The organism is Nocardia macrotermitis, assembly GCF_009604405.1.
Classification (GTDB): domain Bacteria; phylum Actinomycetota; class Actinomycetes; order Mycobacteriales; family Mycobacteriaceae; genus Nocardia; species Nocardia macrotermitis.
In genome coordinates this window covers 562913-583942 of record NZ_WEGK01000004.1, presented here as the reverse complement: position 1 = coordinate 583942, position 21030 = coordinate 562913, and the positions used below count along the sequence as shown (strand labels likewise).

Here is a 21030-nt window from a genome sequence, read left to right as displayed (position 1 = left end):
TAATCTCAGGCGGTTGCGGGTATCGATTGAGCGATCTCTTTGCCCAGCTTCTTTGCGATCTCACAAGAGTCCAGATTCCCGGTTGCTTTGCGCTCAGGCGGATTGGTGACTGTGAGCTCGAGTCCGCCATCCTTCAGCGCCAGATGAATCAGACATTCTCCGTGAGAATCTGCTATATCAGCACGATGGTAAGTCACAGCTTCTCGGCCGGAGATGGTCAAATGCTCGGTGACTGTGAACTTCTTGTTGGCCTCCACCATGGGGACCGTGACATTCGTTACGCTGACATTCAGGCCGTATCCGTCGCCTTCGTAGGCTCCCCACCCGCAGTCGCGCCATTTGGCCCCGCCATCGCCGTCCTGCTCGGTCGCTTGGTCATCCGAACGGTCCAGATGTTCGGCGGTAACCACGGACTGCGGCAACTGACAGGGATCTATCGCGGTCGGCACGCTTGCCGCAATGGTCGAGGTTGGGGCCGCTGCCGACGAGTTGGCACCCGATGTCCCACCACTGTCGTTGCACCCTGCGAGCAGGGCGGTTGCACCGATAGCTACTGCCGCACAACGGGTTACGCGTCCCCAGTCGGTCATGTCGTCCTCTCGGCCCGATATCACGGTGAAGAGGGCCGGATCGACTTCCCACCCCTCAACGGCTCGAATCGAACGTACCTGCTCTCGGCGTGCGCTTCAATACAGGGAGCCGGCATCACATGTCTGTTCTCGCCGCGCAGCTGGCGCGCCATATGGAGAGAAGTGGATCGACTGCCCAGCCGATCGGAGGCTCGGGTCGACGGGCGTGACCGACTCTGCGTCCAGAGGGATTGTCCGGTCCGGACAGATGCACAGGCGAAAAGGTTCGTGCTCGAGAGGATTGTCGATAGTTGCGTCAGATCCAACGGGTCAGTTCCGGGCGGGCGAGTTCGCACCAGAGGACTGTGCGGCCGTGGTGTTCGTGGCGGCCGTACAGGTGGGCCACGTGTTGGACCTGGGTGGAGATGAGGTTGTCGGCGGCGGAGATGAGGTGGGCGTTTTCGGGGGAGTCGTGGACTTCGATGACGAGGCGGCCCGCGGAGAGGGCTCGGAGGCGGAGGGTGAGGCGGGTTACCCGGCTCGGGTCGTCCTCGGCTACGGCGGTGACGAAGGCTTTCACCAACTCGTAGGTGACCAGAACGCCGTCGAAGAGGAGGTCGTACCACCACCAGGCGGTGAGTTTCCTGCGGACGAACCATCCGGCGACGGTTACCGCATTCCATTGGGCCGCAAGGTCTATGCGTTCGCTGCCCGCACCCGGGAAGGTGCCGGGTGGGGGCATGCCGCGGCCGAGTCCCGCGCGAGATGCCAGGTGGGCGGCGAGCATTCCCAATCTTCCTGCGAGGACGTTGATTTCGCGATCATCGAGGACTGCGGCGACGGCGTCGAGGGTGGCATGGTCGTAGCTTGCGATGCGCCGGAGTTCGTCTCGGACGAGGTGAGTCTTGTTGTCTCCGTTCATGTTGTCGCCTGTCGGATGATCGGGGGACAGGGGTTGAGTCGGAGGTCGGCGAGTTCGGGGACTCGGCGGCGGCCGACTTGGATTTCCGAGGCCAGGTCCTCGTAGGCGACGGCGAGTTCGGACATGCGTTGCCAGAGGTAGTGGCGGTGGAGTTCGCGCACGTCCTGAGTCAAGGAGGCTTGTGCTGCGACCGAGTATTCGGCGATCCGGTCGATCACCGTGCCGAGGGTTTCGGTGTGCAGAAACGGTGCAGTAGGGGTTTGTGTGCCGCTCGCCGACACCCAGCGGTCTACTTCGCGCACGGTATTTCGCCGGACGCTATCTATTACTGGAATATTCGCAATGGAACAATCCAAACGGGACTGGTGCAATCTGGTCAGTTCTCGACACGCCAGGAGAATTGGATGATTCGGCGTGGCAGTGCCCGTGCATGCCTGCACGAGTAGGACTTTCGATGGCAATTGTGATGCGGTCATGCTGTCCCCTCCGGCGGCATGAGCTGCGCGGCGAGCTTGTGCTGACGTTCCGCGCTCGAGTTGGGATGCGGTATCACCGCAGGTGAACTGGGCTTCACACTCCTTCGGGCTGCTGCGGCCCATCGGCCTGTGGAACGTTCCAGTCGAACTGGTATTCGATAAACTCTTGTCGAGACCTCTGATCGCGTGGTAATCATGGAGTTCCCCGGAATTGAGTCGGAAAATGTTGGTCGAACGTCCGGAAACCGGCCGGTAAGCGGTGCGTTCGAAGCCTCTGTGCGGCTGCGGTTCCATGTCACACCGTCGTAGTTGATCGCGCAATCGAAATCCAAGAATCGGTCCGTTTCGAAAAAACGAATCGGCTCGGTTCAAGCCTAAGAATTCCCAGGTCATGATGAGGAGGATCGCTCGCAATGCCCGCTGTACCGAACGTCCCATCCGTTCCGCGTCGCCAGGTCGCGCACATTCTGTCGAAGCTGCATGCCGAGTCCGGTCTGTACATCAAGGACATCGCCGAGCGGATCGACCTCCACCACACGACGGTGTCCAGAATGCTCAAGGGCGAACCGTGCAAGCTCAAGGCGATCTACCTCGACAAGCTGTGTGACATCTACGGCGCTGAGGATGCGGTCAGACGTGAGCTGAAAGTGCTTGCTGTGGAAGCGGAGTCGGCACACGGTTGGTGGCACACGCTGACCGACACGGAGTCTGCGAACCAGTTGGGGACCTACATCACCCTCGAGACAACCGCCGCGACCATCACGACCTATCAGAACACCCGTCTGCCCGGTCTGATCCAGACTCCGGAGTACGCGCGCGCCCTGCTGCGCACCAGTCCGTATCTCGGCTCGGAGGAAGTGGAACACAACATCGAGATCAGGATGGGGCGGCGGATCGCCCTGACCAAGCCCGAGGCGAGGCTGGATATCATCTTGGACGAGAACGTAATTCGACGATTTCTCGCCGAACCGGACGTGGCGGAAGGGCAGCTCCGGCACATCATCGGCACGTCGAGAATGCCGAGCGTACGGATCCGGCTCGTCCCGTTCGAGGTGGGGATCTATCGGGGTACCGAGACCGGTCCGTTCAGCATCCTCGAGTTCGCTGCCATCGGGAACCTCAATCCCGACCCGCCGGTGGTGTATGTCGAGTCCGGAGTCGGGAGTGCTCTCTACTTCGATACGTCCGAACAGGTGGCGCGGTATCGTAAATCGTGGTCTGAGATCGAGCGAGTCGTACTGAACGCGCCCAGGACTCGGGCTCGTCTGACCGAGATCATGCAGGAGGTATCCCGGTGAACGCTCCGAGCGCCGAATGGTTCAAGAGCAGCTACAGCACGCAGAGCGGCGACTGTGTCGAGGTCGCCTTCTTGTCCTCCGACGCTGTTGGCGTCCGCGACTCGAAGAACCCGACCGGCCCCGCGCTCTCCTTCACCCCATCCGAATGGGATGCCTTCACCACGCGCCTTCGCTCGGGAACATTCGCGGATCCTGCCTGATCGGATCACCTTGGGGTGCAGTCGGATCGAGACCCGATTGCGAGTCAGTGCGGCCCTCACGCATCTCAACCGATGTCGCGGGGCGCAGTGGCAGGGGTTGACTCCGAGTATCAAGGGACATTGACGGATCGGCGTTGCGGCCTTGGCGGAAGCCTGTCGTGCCGACAGGCGCGGCCGCACCCCCTCCGAACTCGTTACGCCTCCTCCGAACTCGTGGTCGCACCTGACGTGTCGGTGTACAGGTCCGCCACTGCGTCCGCGAATGCCGGGTGTGCGCGGATCACGACCGTGGTGGGTGCATCGTCCTCGATCGGGCGGCATCTCACATACGTTGCCGATCGCAGGTAGGCGGCCCCAGCGACCATGAGGCTGAACGGGAACCACCCAGGAGCGACCACCAAGCGCAACTTCTCGAACAATTCTCCGCTCGCCCCTGACTGGAGACCCGCGAACATGACGAACAGCGCCAGCGGGCCGACTGCTGCAAAGATGTGGCCGATCCATCGGAAGACCAGAGCCGCCCACCGACACCGCCGGCAGATCGGCCACCGCCCCTCCAACGTGGCACTCACATTCAGAACCCGCCCCATCGCGTACCCGAACGTAATGGTGACCCACAACGCCGCCCGCGCAAAGGACGCCACCGAAACCTGTTCCTGCCCAAGCAATCCCGGCCGAAAGTTGATGCCGATCGACCGCCACTGATCCGCATCCCTACCGTGCTTGACGCAGAGCTCCGGAAGTGGTTGCGCCACTTGTAATGTCAGCAGCTCGTCTCGTTCGACCCGTATCGGCACGGTTCGCTGAAGTTGCTCGAATACGGTCATGTCCTCGCCGCTCGGCCGAACAGCGATCGATACATCCTCGGACATCATGCCCCCTGCATCCCTGCCGATTGCCTGCATCATCCGGCCATCACTCGAGCGATGCCGAGTAGGTCGCAGTCATTCTAATCTCGGCGAGCTGTGGACCGGTCACCTGTGTGGGCTGTCGAGATCGATTGTCGCGGCGCATGATCGGTACGGGGCGGCAGGAGTCTGCCGTCGATCGGAAGCGGCGGGTAGTGGCGACAGGATTGTCGTGGTAGCGTCCGGCTATGAGCGAAGATGGGGGAAATTCGGAATTTTCGGTCATTCCGGATGATGTTGCGGCACTGGGAAAATACGCCTACGACCTCGCCGAAACTTTGCGCTCGGCGCTTATCGACGCGGGGCGCGAGGTGCAGGCGGTGACCGGGAAGGATTGGTCCGGTGCGGCGGCGACCAGTTTCGCGGAGGGCTGGGCCGAAACGCAAGATGGTGGCGGCAAGATCATCGATGCGTTGACCATGATGGCTTCGACGCTCGGTGTCACCGCGAAATCCTATGTCGCACAGGATAATCAGTTCGCAGGCGAAGTCTCCAGTCTGGACCTGCCGTGACCGGGGAATACAGCGTCGATCTGAACCAACTCGACGACCTGGTCACCCGCCTGTCGAGCCTGGCCCAGTTCATCAATGAACACCTCGACACTCTCGACAGTAAATCCGCGGCCGTGCACGCCGGCTCCTGGTCCGGCACCGCCGCCTCGGCCCACGAAACCGCGCACCGCGAATGGTCCGCTGCGGCAGCCGAATTCGTCGCAGGAATCACCGAGATGAGCACCGCCGCTCGAAACGCCCACACCCGATATACCGGTGCCGCGACAGCGAACACCCGCATGTTCGGTCGCCGGTAGTGGTCACCGTGAACCCCCAGACCCCGATCCCCGACGCTCTGGACCGGCATGTCGCCGAATCCCACACCTCATAACCTGCTGGCGTGCGCCACGACGAGAGCGGGTGCCGTGACCGATGGCGGCAGCTCGCCACCCTGGCTCAGCTACACTGACCGATGATGGTGTGCCGCTGCGGATTTCCAACGCGCGACTGACTGTCAATAACAAGCGATCTGTCGGCCCCGGTCGCAGAGTGGGGTTGATGTGGGGGTGACCGGTGAGACTCGATATCGACGTTCAGGTCTATTACTCCGCCGCTCGCCGACTGAATTCACTGGCTGAGGAAGTGGGCCAGGCCGCGACAGCGCTCGGGACAGGTGTGCGAGGTACGGCGGGCATGGGTGGTGCGGACCCAGCGACCGCATGGAACAGTGCCTACCAGAGGCTCGCAGACGACGTGATCGACACCGTACGCGCGTACTGGTCGGCTCTGCGGCGTTTGTCCGACATTCTGAACATCTGCGGATGGAATTGGGACACAGCCGAACACAACGCGCTTATCGGTAAGAACAAGTCCGCCGCTCCTGCCAAGCCGACCTTGAACACCGCGTCGGAATTGAACCTGCCGCATGTACCCGAACCAGGCAATGGCAGTGGACTCGGGCTCTTCATCGATCCGCTGATGGCGACACCCCTGTTCATGGTGGGCACCTCACTGGGCGGCCTGCGGATTCCCGGCGGCGATATCCACCGACTGGAGGCCGCTGCCACCGCCTGGAATGCCTTCGCCATCAGCGACCCATTCGAGACCAGCCCGGCCCTACGGCAGATCAGCGACTCCTTCGGCGCGATCAACGCGCCCGAGGTGATGGACATCCAGGAAATCCTCATCACGCTGGAGAACGGCCAGGCCGCGATCTGGAACGCCGCGGGTGGGCTCGCCAAAGGCGTCCGCGCCTACCACGACGAATTGGTGAATTTCCGTGCCGCACTCGCCGCAGAGGCACCCGATGCATTCCTGCACGAAACCGTGACCGTGACTACCACCGCCACCGAAGTCCGGATCACCCTCACCGGCAAGATCACCGACAACATCGACACCGCCGCAACCGCTCTGGAGAACGTATTCACCCGGCATCCACTGTCCGGGCTGCTGCGTACGCCGGTATTCGGCGGTGCCGAGAGTGGCGATATCATCGGCCGGATGCGGTCCATCGCCGAGATTCCGCTCGTCCCGGAATCGGGAAACCAGCAGGACAATACTCGCCTGGACGGCGCCATGGCCACCATTGAGACTTGGGAAGCGGCCCCCACCACGCTGTCTGCGGTTGACGTGAGCAAGATCGACCCAACCTTGCGGCCCTGGACCGAAGCTGCCGTCACCTACGGAAACCAGGCCGGCATCGACCCCCGCCTGGTCCTGGCGATCGTCGCGAATGAGGGCGCAACCCGCACCCTGCAAGGCGGGAGCGGACTCAGCGACGAATACGACATCGGCCGATACCTCACCGACCCTGCCCGTGTAGCAGGCGGCTACCTCGGGATCGGCGGCAACAAGGAAGGCAACTCGCTGGGCCTGACAAACATGAAAGAGAACACCTTCAACGACGTGAAGGCGGCCTTCCCTGACCAATTCAAGAACGACGACTGGCACGACCTCATCGGCAACAATGACCTCGCTATCAAGGCCACCACATACAAACTTAAACTGATCGAGAACCAATTTGGTCCCCAGGTCCATGACGATATCAAATCTAAATACACGTTAAACCAGTTCCTGGCTGCCAGTTACAATGCGGGTGACAAGGAAACAAGCCGGTACGTACAGACTGGCTCGATCGGGCCAGCGGCCACCAGTTACATGGAACGGGCCACACAGCATTTCAACCATGCACAGGATCTCCTGTGCAGCAGCGGAGCATACATATGCAACTGAACCGAACCACATCGGTCCGGCGCTCGATATGGCTGGCATTCTCGGTGGTGATACTCGCGGCGATAGTCTCGATGCTGCTGTGGTTCTGGCTACATCGAGAGTCACAATCCAGCAAGTACCTGGACAATGTCATCGTATCCGGTTTCGACAAGATCGCCCAGAACGAACTCGGCAACAACGGCAGCGGCGATTATCCACCATCGGCTTCCGCTTACTTCCTCGGTCCTTCGGGCCGTGTGAATATTACGGCTCCAGGGTTCACAGTGACCAGAGTCGACCCACCGGACGACTTTCCAGGCATGAAGTTGACGGTGTTGTATCGCGGAGTGGCACCGCAAGACTGCGTCCTCCTCGTCAACCACCTCTACCCAACTGCACAGATTCCGAATTGGGCCAACCTATCCGGAAAACAGCGGTCTGCATTCGAAAGCGGTTCGTCACAAGTACTCGAAATTGGAGTGTTCTGTGGCGGGTGAGCGAGACGCAACCCAGCATTTCAGGATCTAATGTGCGGCAGCAGGGTGCACGCATGCAACTGAACTCAACTGCATCGGTCCGGCGATGGATATTTCTGGTTATATTTCTAGCCGCACTCGGCGCGGCGATCGCGGTATTGCTGTGGTGCTGGATTCGTCGAGAGGGGCAGTCCAGCAGACATCTGGACCAGGTCACCATCTCAGGGTTCGACAAGGTTGCGCAGAAGGAAATTCCTAGCAACGGCAGCGGTGACTTCCCGCCGACGGCTTCTGCGTATTTCATCGGCCCGTCCGGCCGTATGGATGTCACGGCTCCGGGTTTTTCCATTACCAGGATTGATCCCCCGAATGAACTGCCCGGTATGAACGAGGCCGTAATATATCTCGGAAAGGCCCCACCCAACTGTTCTCTCGATATCAGCCGGATCTATCCGACTGCTCTTCTCCCGAGTTGGGTGCACCTCTCCGGACAGCAGCGGTTGGCCTTCGAAAGCGGGACGGCGCAAGTGCTCGCGGTCGGAACCATGTGTCGTGGATGAGTTGTAATCGCCGCACCGCTCGTGCCGTTGGTGAGGGCTCGGCGGATGTTGTTGATGCCTGTTCATCGACCCGGTGCGTCGCAACTCCGCGGGACGACGCCTGTTCAACGATCAGGAAGTCGGCTGGTTGCGGGTCTGCGCGAAACTGCGCGCGTCGGGCATGCCGCTGCCGCGGATCCGCCGCTACGCCGACCTCGCCCGGCAGGGCGCCGACACCGTGCACGAACGTTTCGATCTGGTGCGTGAGAACGAATCCGCAGTGCGGCAACAGATTTCGGATCTCCAGGATGCGCTGGCGGTGATCCGCGGGAAGATCACCCTGTACGCCGATCACCTCGCCGCGGGTTCCGCCGACGAACTCTGGTGCGACGGTCCCGAGTGCGCCTCGGTGTGAGACCATCGATGGGTGGCGGCTGTCGGAGAGAATCAGCAGCCGTCGCGGTTCCAAGCTTCATGAACACCCGGATGTAGTTCGTTTTGCATGCTCGATGTCTGCAATCGTCGACCACAACTTCGGGAGGCTTGTCATGAGCGATGCGATGGACCGATTCGCTGACCTGTCCGAGGTCAGAATGTGTTACCGCGACGAGGGCGATCCTGCGGGGACGCCCATGTTGCTGATCATGGGGCTCAACTCGCAGCTGATCCACTGGCCGCAGGAAATCGTCGACGGCCTCTGCATGCGGGGCTATCGAGTGATCCGCCCCGACAACCGGGACAGCGGACTGACCGAATGGAGGATCCCCGAGAGCCAGTACTACCTGCGGGCGATCGCGCGGGACAGTATGGAGCTGCTCGACCACCTCGGCATCGAACAGGCGCATATCGTCGGCGCGTCGATGGGCGGGATGGTCGCTCAACTGGTCGCGATCGAGCACGCGCCGCGCACGCTGTCGCTGTGTTCGATCATGAGCACACCGCACGCCAGCATCGGGATGGCCGACGGTGAGGTGCTCCAGGAATTGATGAAACCGCTGCCGCCGGAACGTGATGCGGCGATCGAACAGATCGTCGCGCTGTACGCGATGATCGGTTCGAAGACCTACGCGGAGAGTGAGCGGGAGCGTCGCTACGCCCTGGCCGCCCGTGCCTACGATCGCGCCCGTCATCCCGAGGGGGCGGCCCGGCAGACGACCGCGGCGATCGTCGCCCCGGACCGTCGCCGCGCACTCCAGCAGTTGCAGGTGCCCGCGCTGGTCATCCACGGCACCGAGGATTCGCTGATCAAGATCGCCGGAGGTCAGGCTACCCACGACGCGATTCCCGGATCGGGGTATCTGCCGCTCGAGGGGATGGGGCACGACATTCCCGCGCCGCTGTTCCGCGTGGTTGTCGACGCCATCACCGAGAACGCCGCTCGGCGTCCGGTGATCGTCTGAGTCCATTTCGCGTTCCGTCACCGGGTGGTCATAGCTGACGATCCCCCGGTGACGGGACCGGCACTGTGCCCGCGATCCCGGCTGCCGCTTCGGGATTCCCGTGCTCAGGTGGGGAATACGGACGAGACGAGGCCCATCACGATCGAGGTCAGCGAGAGTGATCCGGTTCCGAACGCGGCCGCCGCGCCGCAGCCGATGAGGATGTCGTCGGCCTCCGGTTCCGGCGGGGTGATCGTCCGTCGCATGATGGGGATGCGCACGGGATACGCCCATTCGAGCCCGACGCTGCCGTCCCGGTAGGCGGTGAGTAGCGCGAATTCGTTTTCGATCTCGCGGGGATGCCCGTTGAGGACCCTGCACGTCGTCAGATCCTTCGGGCTGAGACTCGTTGTCCTGGAACCGAATTCGAGCATCACCCGATAGCTTCTCCGCACGATCCGCCCGCTGCCGGGCCTGATCGTCACCGGTTCACCGCCCAGATCGGCGGTCAGGAAATTCCCGTCCCGGGTTCCGATCGGAACGTTCTTCCGTGTCCTCGGACCACTGCGTTCGATCCGGAACACCCTCGACGCATCCGACTCGAGCCAGGTCGCCACGCTGGATTCGGTGTGCTCGATGACGACGTCACCGAATTCACCACCATCGGATCGAGCCTGCACAACCCCCACCCCTCCCACCCGCACGAGATCTCCTGAAAGTCTGCCAGATCCAGCCCCGGAACCGAACCGAGTTCCGCGCGCGACCCCCCGCCCGGCGAAGACAGCGAACTCCGGGCGTTCGAAAAATCGCTGGCGCCGACCACCCCGGACTGTGCGATCCTGAGGTAGGCCGGTTCGGTGGAAATTTTTCGAAGGGACCACGGCCCATGGGTCCGGACCACCGTGACAACGAAAAGCTGGAACTAGAGCTGGTGCGCGAAGTGGTACTGGCTCGAAGACGGCTGGACGGCAAGGTGATGGCCGCGTTGGCGCTGGGTGCGGAACTTCTCGATCACGAATCGGATGCTGTCGTCGCGGCGCGCGCCGCACAGATTCTCGAGGAGTATGCGGTGGATGAGGACGAGGTCGCACGCGATCCGCGGTGTGCGTTGCGGGCCGATATGGCTCGGGATCGGGCGCGGGCGGCGCGGATCGGGCTGCTGACCGCGCCGGGGGACCAGGAGTCCGATGACGATCTACGGCGGCGTCGGCGCACCTCGCTGCTGTGCGAGGTGCGGTCGGATCTGCTCGCGGTGGTGCGGCGGTGCCGCCGATTCAGTTACGACCGGGTGGCCTTCGCCGACGGGATCGCGGAGGGATTGTGCGCGGCCACGGACAAATTGGTGGACGGCGCGGATATGGACACCTATCGCGCCTGGCAGCGGGGGATGGTGTTGAAACTGATCGAGGAACCGGCCGCGAGCGGGCCGCCGCGGGTGCTGGCGACGGTCGACGCGGGGCCGGGGCGGGGGCCGCTGACCGTCGAATGGGACAGTTGCGAACGGCGATTGGCGCTGGTCGCGCGGATGGCGCGGGCGGGGGTGTCACCGGTGGCGATCTGTGATCGGTTGCTCGCGGATCTGTCGGTGTCCTCGCCGCTGCGGTATTCGGTGCGCTGAACCGTCGGGCGTCGCGTCGCCGCCGATGCCGTTGGACCAAGCAAATGCTTGGTTGTACTATGGCGGAGTGCCCGCACCCGACGCCACCAAATCCGCACGTCGCACCGAACTGCTCGCCATCGCGGCAGGTCTGTTCGCCGAGCGCGGGCTGCGTGCGACCACGGTCCGCGATATCGCCGACGCCGCCGGAATCCTGTCCGGCAGTCTCTACCATCACTTCGATTCCAAGGAATCCATGGTCGACGAGATCCTGCGCGGATTCCTCGACGACCTGTTCGGGCGGTACCGGGAGATCGACGCGGCCGGGCTGCCCGCCCGCGACACGCTCGAGGCATTGGTCATCGCGTCCTTCGAATCCTTCGACCGCTCGCACGCCGCCGTCGCGATCTATCAGGCCGAGGCCAAAAGGCTCAGTGGCACACCGCGTTTCGATTACATCGACGAGTACAACCGGGAGTTCCGCGAGCTGTGGCGGCGGGTGCTCGACAAGGGCGTCGGCGACGGCAGTTTCCGGCCCGAGCTCGATACCGAACTGGCCCTTCGCTTTCTGCGCGACACCGTCTGGGTGTCCGTGCGCTGGTACAAACCCGGCGGCCGCATCACCGTGGACAACCTGGCCAAGCAGTACCTGACCATCGTGCTGGACGGTCTCACCGACCCCGGCGCGAAATCCACAGTCCAGCAAGGTAAGTAGGAGTCACCCATGTCAGCACCTTCCCGTCGCCAGTACTCGCCCTTGCGGGAGGCGTACGTCGTCGACGCCGTGCGCACACCGGTCGGTAAGCGCGGCGGCTCGCTAGCGGGTGTGCACCCGGCCGATCTCGGCGCCGCGGCCCTGCGAGGTCTGTTGGGGCGCAACACGATCGATCCCGCCGTGGTGGACGACGTGATCGTCGGTTGCGTGGACAATATCGGGCCGCAGGCCGGAAACATCGGGCGCACAATGTGGTTGACCGCCGGGTACCCCGAGCATGTGCCGGGCGTCACGGTGGACCGGCAGTGCGGTTCGAGTCAGCAGGCGATCAACTTCGGCGCGCAGGCCATCATGAGCGGTACCGCCGAGGTCATCGTCGCGGGCGGTGTGCAGAACATGAGCGCGATCCCGATCTCCGCGGCCATGCTCGCCGGTAAGGAGTACGGGTTCGATTCGCCGTTCGTCGGTGCGCAGGGCTGGGACCACCGCTACGGCACCGGTGAGGTGTCGCAGTTCAACGGCGCGCAGTTGATCGCCGAGAAGTGGGACATCAGCCGCGAGGATATGGAGCGTTGGGCGCTGCGCAGCCACGAGCGGGCGCGAAAAGCCATCGCGGAGGGCACATTCGACCGCGAGATCGTGCCGGTGGGTGACTTCTGGATCGATGAGGGCCCGCGCGAGACCACCCTGGAGAAGATGGCCGGGCTCAAACCGCTGAGCGAGGGCAGCCGCCTCACCGCCGCGGTCGCCAGCCAGATCTCCGACGGCGCGAGTGCGACCCTGCTCGCCTCGGACTGGGCCGTCGCCGAATACGGCCTGACCCCCCGCGCCCGCATCCACCACGTCAGCGCCCGCGGCGCGGACCCGATCTACATGCTCACCGCCCCCATCCCCGCCACCAAGTGGGCACTGGAGAAAACCGGCCTGAGCATCGAGGACATCGACGTCATCGAGATCAACGAGGCCTTCGCCTCGGTCGTGCTGGCCTGGCTGAAGGAAACCGGCGCCGACCCCGACAAGGTCAACGTCAACGGCGGCGCGATCGCCCTCGGCCACCCCCTCGGCGCCACCGGCGCCAAACTGTTCGCCTCACTGCTGAACGAACTCGAACGAGTCAACGGCCGCTACGGTCTGCTCACCATCTGCGAGGGCGGCGGCACGGCCAACGTGACCATCATCGAGCGTTTGAGCTGAATTCGGTTGTGGCCGAGGGGCGTTCGCAACCCCTCGGCGCTTCCGCCCGCGGTGGAATTGCTTTCGGTGCAGCAGCCAGCGTACGCAGCGCATCAGCTGAACCGCTTCGAACATCGAGTAGCGGTCGATCAGCTTTCGGAATACCTGATCCACGGTTTCGGGTGGGGTGCGACGGCGACGGCGGGTCTTCATGACGGTTCGTTCCATCGAATAGTCCGAACTATATTTCGGAACGTTCGAATATTGCCGCTCCTGGAGTGGCGAAGTCGATGGGCCAGGGCTCGCGGATGCGGCGATCAGTGGGAATGTAATGCGGGGATTGCGGTCTCGAGCTGGGGTGATGTTGAAGGTGGGGTGGTTCGGGGCGGTGGGTGGTCGGTGGGGTGGGGATACGATCGATGGGTGAAGGTGTTCGGGGCTTGTGCGTTGGATTGTCCTGATGGGTGCTCCTGGGAAGTGACCGTCGAGGGCGGGGTTGCGGTGGGGATGCGGGGCGCCAAGGCGCATCCGGTGACGCGGGGGGCGTTGTGCGTGAAGGTGAATCGGTATCTGGAGCAGGTGAATGCGGCGGATCGGATTCGGTATCCGATGCGGCGGGTGGGGCGCAAGGGGGAGGGGCGGTTCGAGCGGATCGAGTGGGACGAGGCGTTGGGGGAGATCGCCGAGCGGTTGGGTGGGATTGTGGAAGAGTATGGGGGAGAGGCGATCTGGCCGTTTCCGGGGACCGGGAATCTGGGGTACATCCAGGGGACCGAGGGGTTTCCGGTGCGGCGGTTCTTCAATGTGCTGGGGGCATCGCTGCATGATCCGACGATTTGTTCGGCGGCCGGGTCGGCGGGGTTGAAATACACGCTGGGGACGGCGGGGGGAATGGATCCGGAGGATTTCGCGCATTCGGGGCTGGTGTTGCTGTGGGGGACCAATCCGTTGACCTCGGGGCATCACATCTGGAAGTTCATCCAGGACAGCGGGGCCTATACGGTCGCGATCGATCCGGTGCGCAGCCGGACCGCCGAACGGTGCGATGAGCATCTCGCGCCGCTGCCCGGGACCGATGCGGCGTTGGCGCTCGGGTTGATGAACGTCATCGTGACCAGGGGTGCGCACGATGCCGGATATCTCGCCGAGAAAACCGTCGGGTGGTACGAATTTCGCAGTCGCATAATGGAATTCACGCCGGATCGGGTGGCGGGTATCACGGGGCTGCCGGTCGAGCGGATCGTCGAACTCGGGGAGCGGATCGCGCGCACGCGGCCGACCGCGATCCGGGCCTCGCAGGGGATCCAGCGGCATGCCGGTGGCGGGATGGCGCTGCGTACCATGGCGTGTCTGCCCGCGGTGACCGGTGATTGGGCGATTCGTGGTGGGGGACTGCACTATTCGACATCGGGGCACTACCAGCTCGACGTGCCGAGTCTGGCGCGATTCGATCTGCTGCCGAATCCGGTGCGCACGTTGTCGCAGACGCGGGTGGGGGCGGGGCTGCTCGAGGCGTCCGATCCGCCGGTCAAGGCGTTGTTCGTGATCGCGGCCAATCCGGTGGGTTCCAATCCCGAACAGCGCGCGGTGATCGAGGGGCTCTCCCGCGAGGATCTGTTCACCGTTGTGCTGGAACACTTTCCGACTGACACCGTCGACTACGCCGATATCGTGCTGCCCTCGACCATGCAACCCGAACACACGGATTTCGTTGCGGCATACGGGAATCTGTATCTGGCGTGGAACGAGAAGGCGGTCGAGCCGCCGGGCGAATGCCTGTCCACGACCGAGACGTTTCGCAGACTCGCGCGCCGGATGGGACTGACCGAACCCGCGCTGTACGAATCGGACGAGGACCTGCTGCGAACCGTGTTGCGGGGCTACGACATCGACCGATTACGCACGGAAGGTTTCCTCAAGATCGAGCCGCGTCCGGTGCCGATCGAGAAGATCAACTTCATCTCCCCGCTCGCCGAACGCGCCGGACACGATCCGCTCCCCGGCTACACCCCGCCGGGCGACCCTGGCACCGGCCTGATCCTGATATCCGCCGCGCCACACTATTTCCTGAACACCACCTTCGGCTCGAACCCGGAATTGCGCCGCCGCACCGGTGAATCCCGCATCACCATCCACCCCGACGACGCTGCCGCACGTGACATCGCCGAGGGCACACCGGTTCTGGTCGCCAACGCCCGCGGCTCCTTCGAAGCGATCGCCGAGGTCTCCGACCGCGTCCGCCCCGGCGTAGCGGCCACCACCAAGGGCCGCTGGGCCAAGTTCACCAACGGTGCCACCGTGAATGCGACCATCGCCGAACGTGATTCGGACTTCGCGGGCGGCGCGGTATTCCACGACAACCGGGTCGAGATCACCCCGCGCTGAGTCCACGTCTCGCTCGGTGCCGTGGGGATCCGCTCGAAACGGCCGATGAATTCTGCCGTGTCATGCCGTCTGTATCGCGAACCCTCACCGGTCTCACGCACGACGCGCGGCCGGACGTTCTGCCGCAGCCGCCGGGCGAGGGGTCTCGGCGGTGCGGTGGGCGAGGGTGCCGCTTGCGCATCGAGCCAGCCGCGAATCCGAGCGAAGCGCAGGCCGCCCCGTGAGAGGTGGTCGGGGCGGCCTGCGGTGATCGGCTCGGGAACCGATCATGTTGTGGGGGTGCTGCTTTCCGCGCGCAGCTCGGCGAGGGCGTCGATGCGGGCGACGGCCTCGTCGACGATGCGGTCGATCAGATCGGCCACCGTGGGCAGATCCTCGATGATGCCGGTGACCTGACCCGCGGCCAGCACGCCGGCGTGCGTATTGCCTTCCACCAGACCGGCTTTGAGCAGCATGGGGGTATTGGCCGCCATGATGACCTGGGACCAGGTGAGGTCCTTCTGCTTACGCATGGTCAGGCCGTCGCGCACGATCGTGGACCACTTCATCCCGGTCATCGACTTGAACTTCGCGGCATTGGCGACCGCGGCGGTCAGACCACGCCAACTGCCCGAATGTTCCAGTCGGTCAACGAGATCGGTGTTGAGCACCCGGTGTGGCATACCGTCCACCTTGCGGGAGACGACCGTGTCCGCAAGTCCGCGCCGCAGATACTCCTGCTTCACCGAATCGGGCACGCTGCTGTCCTGGGTGAGCAGGAACCGGGTGCCCATCGCGACGCCCGCCGCGCCGTAGGACAGCGCCGCCGCCAGTCCGCGACCGTCGAAGAAGCCGCCGCCCGCGATCACCGGAATATCGACCGCGTCCAGCACCGAGGGCAGCAGCAGCGTGGTGGCGACCGGGCCGGTGTGGCCACCACCCTCGCCGCCCTGCACGATCACCGCGTCCGCGCCCCAGGAGGCGACCTTCACCGCGTGCTTGGCCGCGCCGATCGACGGCACGACCACCACGCCGTTGTCCTTCAGCCGCGCGATGAGTTCCTTCTTGGGCGCGAGCGCGAACGACGCGACCTTGACGCCCTCGCGGATCATCAGCTCGATCCGGTCCGGCGCGTCGGTGGCGTCGGCGCGGATGTTGACCCCGAAAGGCTTGTCCGTCTTGGCCTTCGTCTTGGCGATGGCCTCCTCGAGTTCGGCGAGGGTCATCGTCGCCGAGGCCAGGATGCCCAGCCCGCCCGCGTTGGCGGTGCCCGCGACCAGGCTCGGGCCGGCCACCCAGCCCATCCCGGTCTGCACGATCGGATGTTCGATACCGGCCAGCTCGGTCAGAGCGGTCCGCAGGCGTTGGGTCACGAGGTGACCTCCTTCTCGCGAATACCCTTGGGATCCAGGACATTCCGGATGATATTCAGTTCCTCGTCGGTGGGCAGCCGGGATTCGCCCGCCTCGGCCAGACCCGCGACCTCGAACGAGGTGTTCTCCGCGACCTCGTCGGCACTCACGCCCGGATGCAGCGACAGCGCGTGCAACGTGTGGTCCGGACCGCCGAAGTCGAACACGCCCAGATTCGACACCACCCGGTGCAGGTGGTGGAACCGGTACGCCGGATTCTCGGAATCGACCTTGTCGTAACCGATTCCGGACACGATGTCAACGGTGTCGCAGAACACCCGCTTGCTGTGCCGGGGCACGAAATAGCTGGTCGGATGGTTGATCGTATTGCCCGGAGCCCCGCGCACGCCGAACATCTGCCGCGTCGGCTGTTGCAGCGGCCCGAACGCGGACAGGTTCTGGTTGCCGTGGCGGTCGATCTGGTTCGCGCCCATGACCACGTGGCGGCGACCGGAATTCACCACGTCGAACACCTTGGAGAACGGAATCCAGCCCTCCACAGGCGCTTTCCCGCCGATCGGCGGCACCTCGGCGAAGAACAGCGCCTCACCGTCGGACAGCAGCAGGTCCGGTTCGAAGGTCAGCCGCGCGAGCCGCGCCCCGATGGTGGTGATGGTGGACATCGGCGAGGCCATGATTTCGCCTGCGCCACGGAAGATCTCGGCCGCGGCGATCACGCAGATCTCGGCCCGAGTGATGGTGGTTACTTCTGTCATTACTGCTGCTCCTCGCCGAAAGCCTTGACGGCGGCCTGGTATTCGTCCTCGGACACGTCCAGATAGCGGGCCTTGAACTCGGCCCACGACTCGGGCGTCTTGGCGGCCTCGACGTAGTGCCGCTGGAACTTCTCGTCCCGCCGGTAACTCCCGGAGAAGGTGAAGTGCGCGCCGCCGGGCGCCTCGACCACACCGTCGACCATCATGCGGTTGAGGATGAGTGCCTGCTGCGGAACGGATTTCACCAGTTCCTCGGTCTCCACCAGCCGGTCCACCGACAGGTAGCGTTTCTCGGCGGCCAAGGTGTAGAGATCGTCCATGTACGGGTCGACGCCGGTGTACGCGGCGTTGCCGTGCTGGTCGCCCAGATCCAGATGCACGAACGCCGCGTCCAGATTCAGCGCGGGCATGGCGACGAGCGTCTCGGCCTTACCGTCCGTGAGGTACGGCGAGACAACGGTTTTCAGCTCGCCTTCCCAGAAATCGATGACGGCGGAACCCAATCCGGCCCGCACCGGCAGGAACGGCAGTCGCGCCGCCGCGGCCTGCAATCCGGATTTCACCATGCCCTCGTCCATTTCGCGCACGGTGATCGCACCCTCGGTGCGGGCCTTGGCGAACCACGGATCGTAGAACGGCGCGGAATCCAGGGATACGAAGCCGTAGTACGCCTTTCGCACCTTGCCCGCCGAACACAGCAGGCCCAGATCCGGACCGCCGTAGGTGACGACGGTGAGATCGGTGACGTCCGAACGCAACAGCGCCCGCACGAAGGCCATCGGCTTGCGCCGCGAGCCCCAGCCGCCGATGCCGATGGTCATCCCGCTGCGCAGCTCGCCGACGGCCGCGTCGAGAGTTGTTCGCTTGTCGCGCATGGCTTTCTACTTCTCCTTCTTCTGGGCGGCTAGGTCGTCGTCGAACCGCGCCCGGATCTCGTCGGCCACGCCCGCCAGGTTCAACTCCATGGTGAAACCCTGCTCGAACCGGTAGGAGCGGTGCACATCCTGCACATCGATCCCGTTCAGCGCCTTCTTGGCCGCCCGGATGACCCGGCCGTCCTTGTTCGCGATGTTCTTCGCGACTTCCATTGCGGCGGCGTCGAGTTCGGCTCGCGGCACCACCTTGTACACCGACCCGAAGTGGTGCAGCTGCTGCGCGGTGAGCTTGCCCGCGGTGAAGAACATCGTCCGCATCAGATGCTGCGGGACCAGGCGCGCGAGATGGGTGGCCGCGCCGAGGGCTCCGCGATCCACCTCGGGCAGGCCGAAGGTGGCGTCGTCGGAGGCGACGATGACATCGGAATTGCCGACCAGGCCGATGCCGCCGCCGAGGCAGAAACCGTTGACGGCGGTGACGACGGGGACCTCGCAGTCGTACACGGCCGCGAACGCCTCGAAGCAGCCGTGGTTGGCGCGGATCAGCGCGGTGTGCCCGGAATCGGCGTTCATCTCCTTGATGTCCACGCCCGCGTTGAAGCCGCGGCCCTCCGCGCGCAACACCACCACCCGGGTCTGCGGCGCGCGCCCGGCCTCGCGGATGGCGTCGGCCAGGGCGAACCACCCGTCCGAGGGCAGGGCATTGACCGGCGGGTAGTCGACGGTGACGACCTCGACGCCCTCGGTTTCGGTGTGACGGTTGATCCCCATCTCAGTCCCATCGTTGGCAAAACAAGCAAGTGCTTGGTAGGTTAGCACGGTGGCAATCGAAGTGGACCTGTCCGGATCCGTAGTTCTCGTGACGGGCGGCGTGCGGGGTGTGGGGGCCGGTATCAGCCGGGTCTTCCTGGACGCCGGGGCAACCGTGGTGACCTGCGCGCGGCGTCCCGGCGACGCCCCGGTCGAGAGTTCGGGCCGCACGGCCGAATACCTGCCCTGCGATGTGCGCGACGGTGACGCGGTCACCGCGCTCGTCGATGCGATCGTGGCCCGCTACGGCCGCCTGGACCACGTGGTCAACAACGCCGGGGGCGCGCCGTTCGCGCCCGCCGCCACCGCCAGCAAGAACTTCCACTCGAAGATCGTCGAGCTGAATCTGCTTGCTCCACTGCTGGTTTCGCAGGCCGCGAACGCGGTGATGCAGACGCAGGAGACCGGCGGTTCGATCGTGATGGTCTCCAGCGTGAGCGGGCACCGGCCCTCACCCGGCAGCGCGGCGTACGGCGCGGCCAAGGCCGGGATCGACAGTCTGGTCTCCTCGCTGGCCATCGAATGGGCCCCGAAGGTACGGATCAATTCGGTGATCGTGGGCATGGTCCACACCGAGAGCAGCCATCTGCACTACGGCGATCAGGACGGCATCGACGCGGTCGGCGCGACCGTGCCGCTCGGACGGCTGGCCGCCCCCGAGGAGATCGGCCGCTGCGCGCTGTTCCTGTCCTCGCCGCTGGCCTCCTATGTCACCGGCGGCACGCTGCTCGCGCACGGCGGCGGCGAGCGTCCGGCCTTCCTGGATGCCGCGACCGTCAACGAGACCGCCGCCGCGCCGCACTGAAATTTCGCGCCCGCACTGAAATGCACAGCACCACAAGGGAAATGAGAGCAGAAGAACATGGCTGAGGAGAACAAGCTCTGCGCCGGACGCACCGTCATCGTGACCGGAGCCGGTGGCGGCCTGGGCCGGGCGCACGCGCTGGCCTTCGCCGCGGCCGGGGCCAATGTGGTGGTCAACGACATCGGCGCGGAACTCGACGGCACCCCGCGCACCGATTCCCCGGCCGCGCAGGTGGTGCAGGAGATCCTCGAACTCGGCGGCAAGGCCGTGGTCAACGGTGACGACGTCGCCGACTGGGCGGGCGCGAAACGCCTGATCACGCAGGCCGTGGAGACCTTCGGCGGGCTGGACGTGCTGGTCAACAACGCCGGTATCGTGCGGGACCGGATGCTGGTGAACCTCTCCGAGCAGGAGTGGGACGCGGTCGTGCGGGTGCATCTGAAGGGCCACTTCGCGACCATGCGGCACGCCGCGGAGTACTGGCGCGGTGAGGCGAAGGCCGGGAACACCGTGGACGCGCGCATCATCAACACCAGTTCGGGCGCGGGCCTGCAAGGCAGCGTCGGACAGGGCAACTACGCCGCGGCCAAGGCCGGTATCGCCGCGCTTACCATCACCGCGTCGGCCGAATTCGGACGGTACGGCGTCACCGTCAACGCGATCGCCCCCTCGGCCCGCACCCGGATGACCGAAACCGTGTTCGCGGACATGATGGCCCGCCCCGACGACGGCTTCGACGCCATGGCCCCGGAGAACGTCTCACCGCTGCTGGTGTGGCTGGGCAGCGCCGATTCCGCCGGGGTGACCGGACGGATGTTCGAGGTCGAGGGTGGTAAGGTCGCGCTCGCGGACGGCTGGCGGCACGGCGTTCCGGTCGATCGCGGCGCGCGCTGGGAGCCCGCCGAGGTCGGCGCGGCGGTACGCGAGCTGATTGCCGGAGCGACGCCACCGGAGGCCGTGTACGGAGCGTGAATCCCGCGTCACGTCCCGGGTCCGGGTGACCTGGGACGACACGCGTGGCCCGGATCGTGCGACGCGCCGGAACCTTCCCCCGGCAACGATCCGGACACCTCACCGCGCCGAATATCCCTGTG

24 protein-coding genes are annotated in these 21030 nt (G+C 64.7%); 15 read left to right on the top strand and 9 right to left on the bottom strand.

Annotated features, from left to right (window positions below; all coding sequences use genetic code 11):
- Positions 1 to 5 precede the first annotated feature (5 nt).
- The 3 genes from NRB20_RS12690 to NRB20_RS12680 all read right to left on the bottom strand — a co-directional run bounded on the left by NRB20_RS12690 (position 6) and on the right by NRB20_RS12680 (position 2360).
- The gene (locus NRB20_RS12690) at positions 6 to 590 is read right to left on the bottom strand and encodes a DUF3558 domain-containing protein (protein ID WP_153410218.1); all 585 of its coding nucleotides are present in this window, start codon (positions 588 to 590) and stop codon (positions 6 to 8) included.
- Between the two features lie 295 nt (positions 591 to 885).
- Positions 886 to 1491 carry a hypothetical protein gene (locus tag NRB20_RS12685; RefSeq protein WP_153410217.1) on the bottom strand — a complete coding sequence of 202 codons (606 nt, stop codon included), beginning with the start codon at positions 1489 to 1491 and terminating at the stop codon, positions 886 to 888.
- Positions 1488 to 2360, bottom strand: a complete 873-nt coding sequence (locus NRB20_RS12680; RefSeq protein WP_194289817.1) for a DUF4254 domain-containing protein — start codon at positions 2358 to 2360, stop codon at positions 1488 to 1490. The genes NRB20_RS12685 and NRB20_RS12680 overlap by 4 nt, the downstream gene beginning before the upstream one ends.
- A gap of 20 nt (positions 2361 to 2380) precedes the next feature.
- Here NRB20_RS12680 and NRB20_RS12675 point away from each other — a divergent pair, with 20 nt between their 5' ends.
- Together NRB20_RS12675 and NRB20_RS12670 are read left to right on the top strand one after the other, a co-directional pair.
- Positions 2381 to 3265, top strand: coding sequence for a Scr1 family TA system antitoxin-like transcriptional regulator (locus NRB20_RS12675; RefSeq protein WP_153410215.1), 885 nt, complete (start codon positions 2381 to 2383; stop codon positions 3263 to 3265).
- Positions 3256 to 3465 carry a DUF397 domain-containing protein gene (locus NRB20_RS12670; RefSeq protein WP_406603819.1) on the top strand — a complete coding sequence of 70 codons (210 nt, stop codon included), beginning with the start codon at positions 3256 to 3258 and terminating at the stop codon, positions 3463 to 3465. The genes NRB20_RS12675 and NRB20_RS12670 overlap by 10 nt, the downstream gene beginning before the upstream one ends.
- Positions 3466 to 3659: 194 nt before the next feature.
- Here the strand turns inward: NRB20_RS12670 and NRB20_RS12665 are convergent, their stop codons facing one another.
- Entirely contained in the window at positions 3660 to 4373 is a 714-nt protein-coding gene (locus NRB20_RS12665; protein ID WP_153410214.1) for a hypothetical protein, read from the bottom strand.
- 188 nt (positions 4374 to 4561) lie between these two features.
- Here NRB20_RS12665 and NRB20_RS12660 point away from each other — a divergent pair, with 188 nt between their 5' ends.
- The 7 genes from NRB20_RS12660 (at position 4562) to NRB20_RS12630 (ending at position 9490) form a co-directional block, all read left to right on the top strand.
- Positions 4562 to 4885, top strand: a complete 324-nt coding sequence (locus NRB20_RS12660) for a WXG100 family type VII secretion target (RefSeq protein ID WP_153410213.1) — start codon at positions 4562 to 4564, stop codon at positions 4883 to 4885.
- Complete coding sequence (locus tag NRB20_RS12655) at positions 4882 to 5181, top strand: WXG100 family type VII secretion target (protein ID WP_153410212.1); 300 nt, start codon at positions 4882 to 4884, stop codon at positions 5179 to 5181. The genes NRB20_RS12660 and NRB20_RS12655 overlap by 4 nt, the downstream gene beginning before the upstream one ends.
- A 256-nt stretch (positions 5182 to 5437) precedes the next feature.
- A complete protein-coding gene (locus NRB20_RS12650) occupies positions 5438 to 7096 on the top strand; it encodes a hypothetical protein (protein ID WP_153410211.1) in 1659 nt (552 codons plus the stop codon).
- The gene (locus NRB20_RS12645; RefSeq protein ID WP_153410210.1) at positions 7087 to 7572 is read left to right on the top strand and encodes a hypothetical protein; all 486 of its coding nucleotides are present in this window, start codon (positions 7087 to 7089) and stop codon (positions 7570 to 7572) included. Before NRB20_RS12650 ends, NRB20_RS12645 begins: the two co-directional genes overlap by 10 nt.
- Positions 7569 to 8111, top strand: coding sequence for a hypothetical protein (locus tag NRB20_RS12640; protein ID WP_194289816.1), 543 nt, complete (start codon positions 7569 to 7571; stop codon positions 8109 to 8111). Before NRB20_RS12645 ends, NRB20_RS12640 begins: the two co-directional genes overlap by 4 nt.
- 73 nt (positions 8112 to 8184) lie before the next feature.
- Positions 8185 to 8505: a MerR family DNA-binding protein gene (locus NRB20_RS12635; protein WP_319944818.1), complete on the top strand. Its 321-nt coding sequence runs from the start codon at positions 8185 to 8187 to the stop codon at positions 8503 to 8505.
- A 133-nt stretch (positions 8506 to 8638) separates the two neighbouring features.
- Positions 8639 to 9490, top strand: coding sequence for an alpha/beta fold hydrolase (locus tag NRB20_RS12630; protein ID WP_153410207.1), 852 nt, complete (start codon positions 8639 to 8641; stop codon positions 9488 to 9490).
- A 104-nt stretch (positions 9491 to 9594) separates the two neighbouring features.
- On the opposite strand, the gene NRB20_RS12625 is transcribed toward NRB20_RS12630, so the two are convergent.
- The gene (locus NRB20_RS12625; RefSeq protein WP_153410206.1) at positions 9595 to 10173 is read right to left on the bottom strand and encodes a hypothetical protein; all 579 of its coding nucleotides are present in this window, start codon (positions 10171 to 10173) and stop codon (positions 9595 to 9597) included.
- Positions 10174 to 10355: 182 nt separating this feature from the next.
- On the opposite strand from NRB20_RS12625, the gene NRB20_RS12620 reads away from it, so the two are divergent.
- The 4 genes from NRB20_RS12620 (at position 10356) to NRB20_RS12605 (ending at position 15339) form a co-directional block, all read left to right on the top strand.
- Positions 10356 to 11087, top strand: coding sequence for a hypothetical protein (locus NRB20_RS12620; protein ID WP_153410205.1), 732 nt, complete (start codon positions 10356 to 10358; stop codon positions 11085 to 11087).
- Positions 11088 to 11112: 25 nt separating this feature from the next.
- On the top strand, positions 11113 to 11781 hold the full coding sequence (locus tag NRB20_RS12615; RefSeq protein WP_153410204.1) for a TetR/AcrR family transcriptional regulator: 669 nt from the start codon (positions 11113 to 11115) through the stop codon (positions 11779 to 11781).
- A 42-nt stretch (positions 11782 to 11823) separates the two neighbouring features.
- Positions 11824 to 12975 (top strand): acetyl-CoA C-acetyltransferase, encoded by a 1152-nt coding sequence (locus tag NRB20_RS12610; protein ID WP_153410359.1) that lies wholly within the window; start codon positions 11824 to 11826, stop codon positions 12973 to 12975.
- 402 nt (positions 12976 to 13377) lie between these two features.
- Positions 13378 to 15339, top strand: a complete 1962-nt coding sequence (locus NRB20_RS12605) for a molybdopterin-containing oxidoreductase family protein (RefSeq protein WP_319944817.1) — start codon at positions 13378 to 13380, stop codon at positions 15337 to 15339.
- Between the two features lie 266 nt (positions 15340 to 15605).
- On the opposite strand, the gene NRB20_RS12600 is transcribed toward NRB20_RS12605, so the two are convergent.
- Genes NRB20_RS12600 through NRB20_RS12585 form a run of 4 tightly spaced genes read right to left on the bottom strand, consistent with a single transcriptional unit; the run spans position 15606 to position 19092 of the window.
- Positions 15606 to 16691 carry an NAD(P)H-dependent flavin oxidoreductase gene (locus NRB20_RS12600; protein WP_319944816.1) on the bottom strand — a complete coding sequence of 362 codons (1086 nt, stop codon included), beginning with the start codon at positions 16689 to 16691 and terminating at the stop codon, positions 15606 to 15608.
- Complete coding sequence (locus NRB20_RS12595) at positions 16688 to 17446, bottom strand: CoA-transferase subunit beta (RefSeq protein ID WP_153410203.1); 759 nt, start codon at positions 17444 to 17446, stop codon at positions 16688 to 16690. The genes NRB20_RS12600 and NRB20_RS12595 overlap by 4 nt, the downstream gene beginning before the upstream one ends.
- On the bottom strand, positions 17446 to 18321 hold the full coding sequence (locus NRB20_RS12590) for a CoA transferase subunit A (protein ID WP_153410202.1): 876 nt from the start codon (positions 18319 to 18321) through the stop codon (positions 17446 to 17448). The genes NRB20_RS12595 and NRB20_RS12590 overlap by 1 nt, the downstream gene beginning before the upstream one ends.
- 6 nt (positions 18322 to 18327) lie before the next feature.
- Positions 18328 to 19092: an enoyl-CoA hydratase family protein gene (locus tag NRB20_RS12585; protein WP_153410201.1), complete on the bottom strand. Its 765-nt coding sequence runs from the start codon at positions 19090 to 19092 to the stop codon at positions 18328 to 18330.
- Positions 19093 to 19147: 55 nt separating this feature from the next.
- On the opposite strand from NRB20_RS12585, the gene NRB20_RS12580 reads away from it, so the two are divergent.
- Both NRB20_RS12580 and NRB20_RS12575 read left to right on the top strand, forming a co-directional pair.
- Entirely contained in the window at positions 19148 to 19936 is a 789-nt protein-coding gene (locus tag NRB20_RS12580; RefSeq protein WP_319944837.1) for an SDR family oxidoreductase, read from the top strand.
- 57 nt (positions 19937 to 19993) lie between these two features.
- The gene (locus NRB20_RS12575) at positions 19994 to 20908 is read left to right on the top strand and encodes an SDR family oxidoreductase (RefSeq protein WP_153410200.1); all 915 of its coding nucleotides are present in this window, start codon (positions 19994 to 19996) and stop codon (positions 20906 to 20908) included.
- Positions 20909 to 21030 lie beyond the last annotated feature (122 nt).

Bases quoted from the DNA above. Each gene is read 5' to 3' on its own strand.
- NRB20_RS12690 (WP_153410218.1), bottom strand. From the start codon at position 590: ATGACCGACTGGGGACGCGTAACCCGTTGTGCGGCAGTAGCTATCGGT.
- NRB20_RS12685 (WP_153410217.1), bottom strand. From the start codon at position 1,491: ATGAACGGAGACAACAAGACTCACCTCGTCCGAGACGAACTCCGGCGC.
- NRB20_RS12680 (WP_194289817.1), bottom strand. From the start codon at position 2,360: ATGACCTGGGAATTCTTAGGCTTGAACCGAGCCGATTCGTTTTTTCGA.
- NRB20_RS12675 (WP_153410215.1), top strand. From the start codon at position 2,381: ATGCCCGCTGTACCGAACGTCCCATCCGTTCCGCGTCGCCAGGTCGCG.
- NRB20_RS12665 (WP_153410214.1), bottom strand. From the start codon at position 4,373: ATGATGCAGGCAATCGGCAGGGATGCAGGGGGCATGATGTCCGAGGAT.
- NRB20_RS12660 (WP_153410213.1), top strand. From the start codon at position 4,562: ATGAGCGAAGATGGGGGAAATTCGGAATTTTCGGTCATTCCGGATGAT.
- NRB20_RS12645 (WP_153410210.1), top strand. From the start codon at position 7,087: ATGCAACTGAACCGAACCACATCGGTCCGGCGCTCGATATGGCTGGCA.
- NRB20_RS12630 (WP_153410207.1), top strand. From the start codon at position 8,639: ATGAGCGATGCGATGGACCGATTCGCTGACCTGTCCGAGGTCAGAATG.
- NRB20_RS12620 (WP_153410205.1), top strand. From the start codon at position 10,356: ATGGGTCCGGACCACCGTGACAACGAAAAGCTGGAACTAGAGCTGGTG.
- NRB20_RS12615 (WP_153410204.1), top strand. From the start codon at position 11,113: ATGCCGTTGGACCAAGCAAATGCTTGGTTGTACTATGGCGGAGTGCCC.
- NRB20_RS12595 (WP_153410203.1), bottom strand. From the start codon at position 17,446: ATGACAGAAGTAACCACCATCACTCGGGCCGAGATCTGCGTGATCGCC.
- NRB20_RS12590 (WP_153410202.1), bottom strand. From the start codon at position 18,321: ATGCGCGACAAGCGAACAACTCTCGACGCGGCCGTCGGCGAGCTGCGC.
- NRB20_RS12585 (WP_153410201.1), bottom strand. From the start codon at position 19,092: ATGGGGATCAACCGTCACACCGAAACCGAGGGCGTCGAGGTCGTCACC.
- NRB20_RS12575 (WP_153410200.1), top strand. From the start codon at position 19,994: ATGGCTGAGGAGAACAAGCTCTGCGCCGGACGCACCGTCATCGTGACC.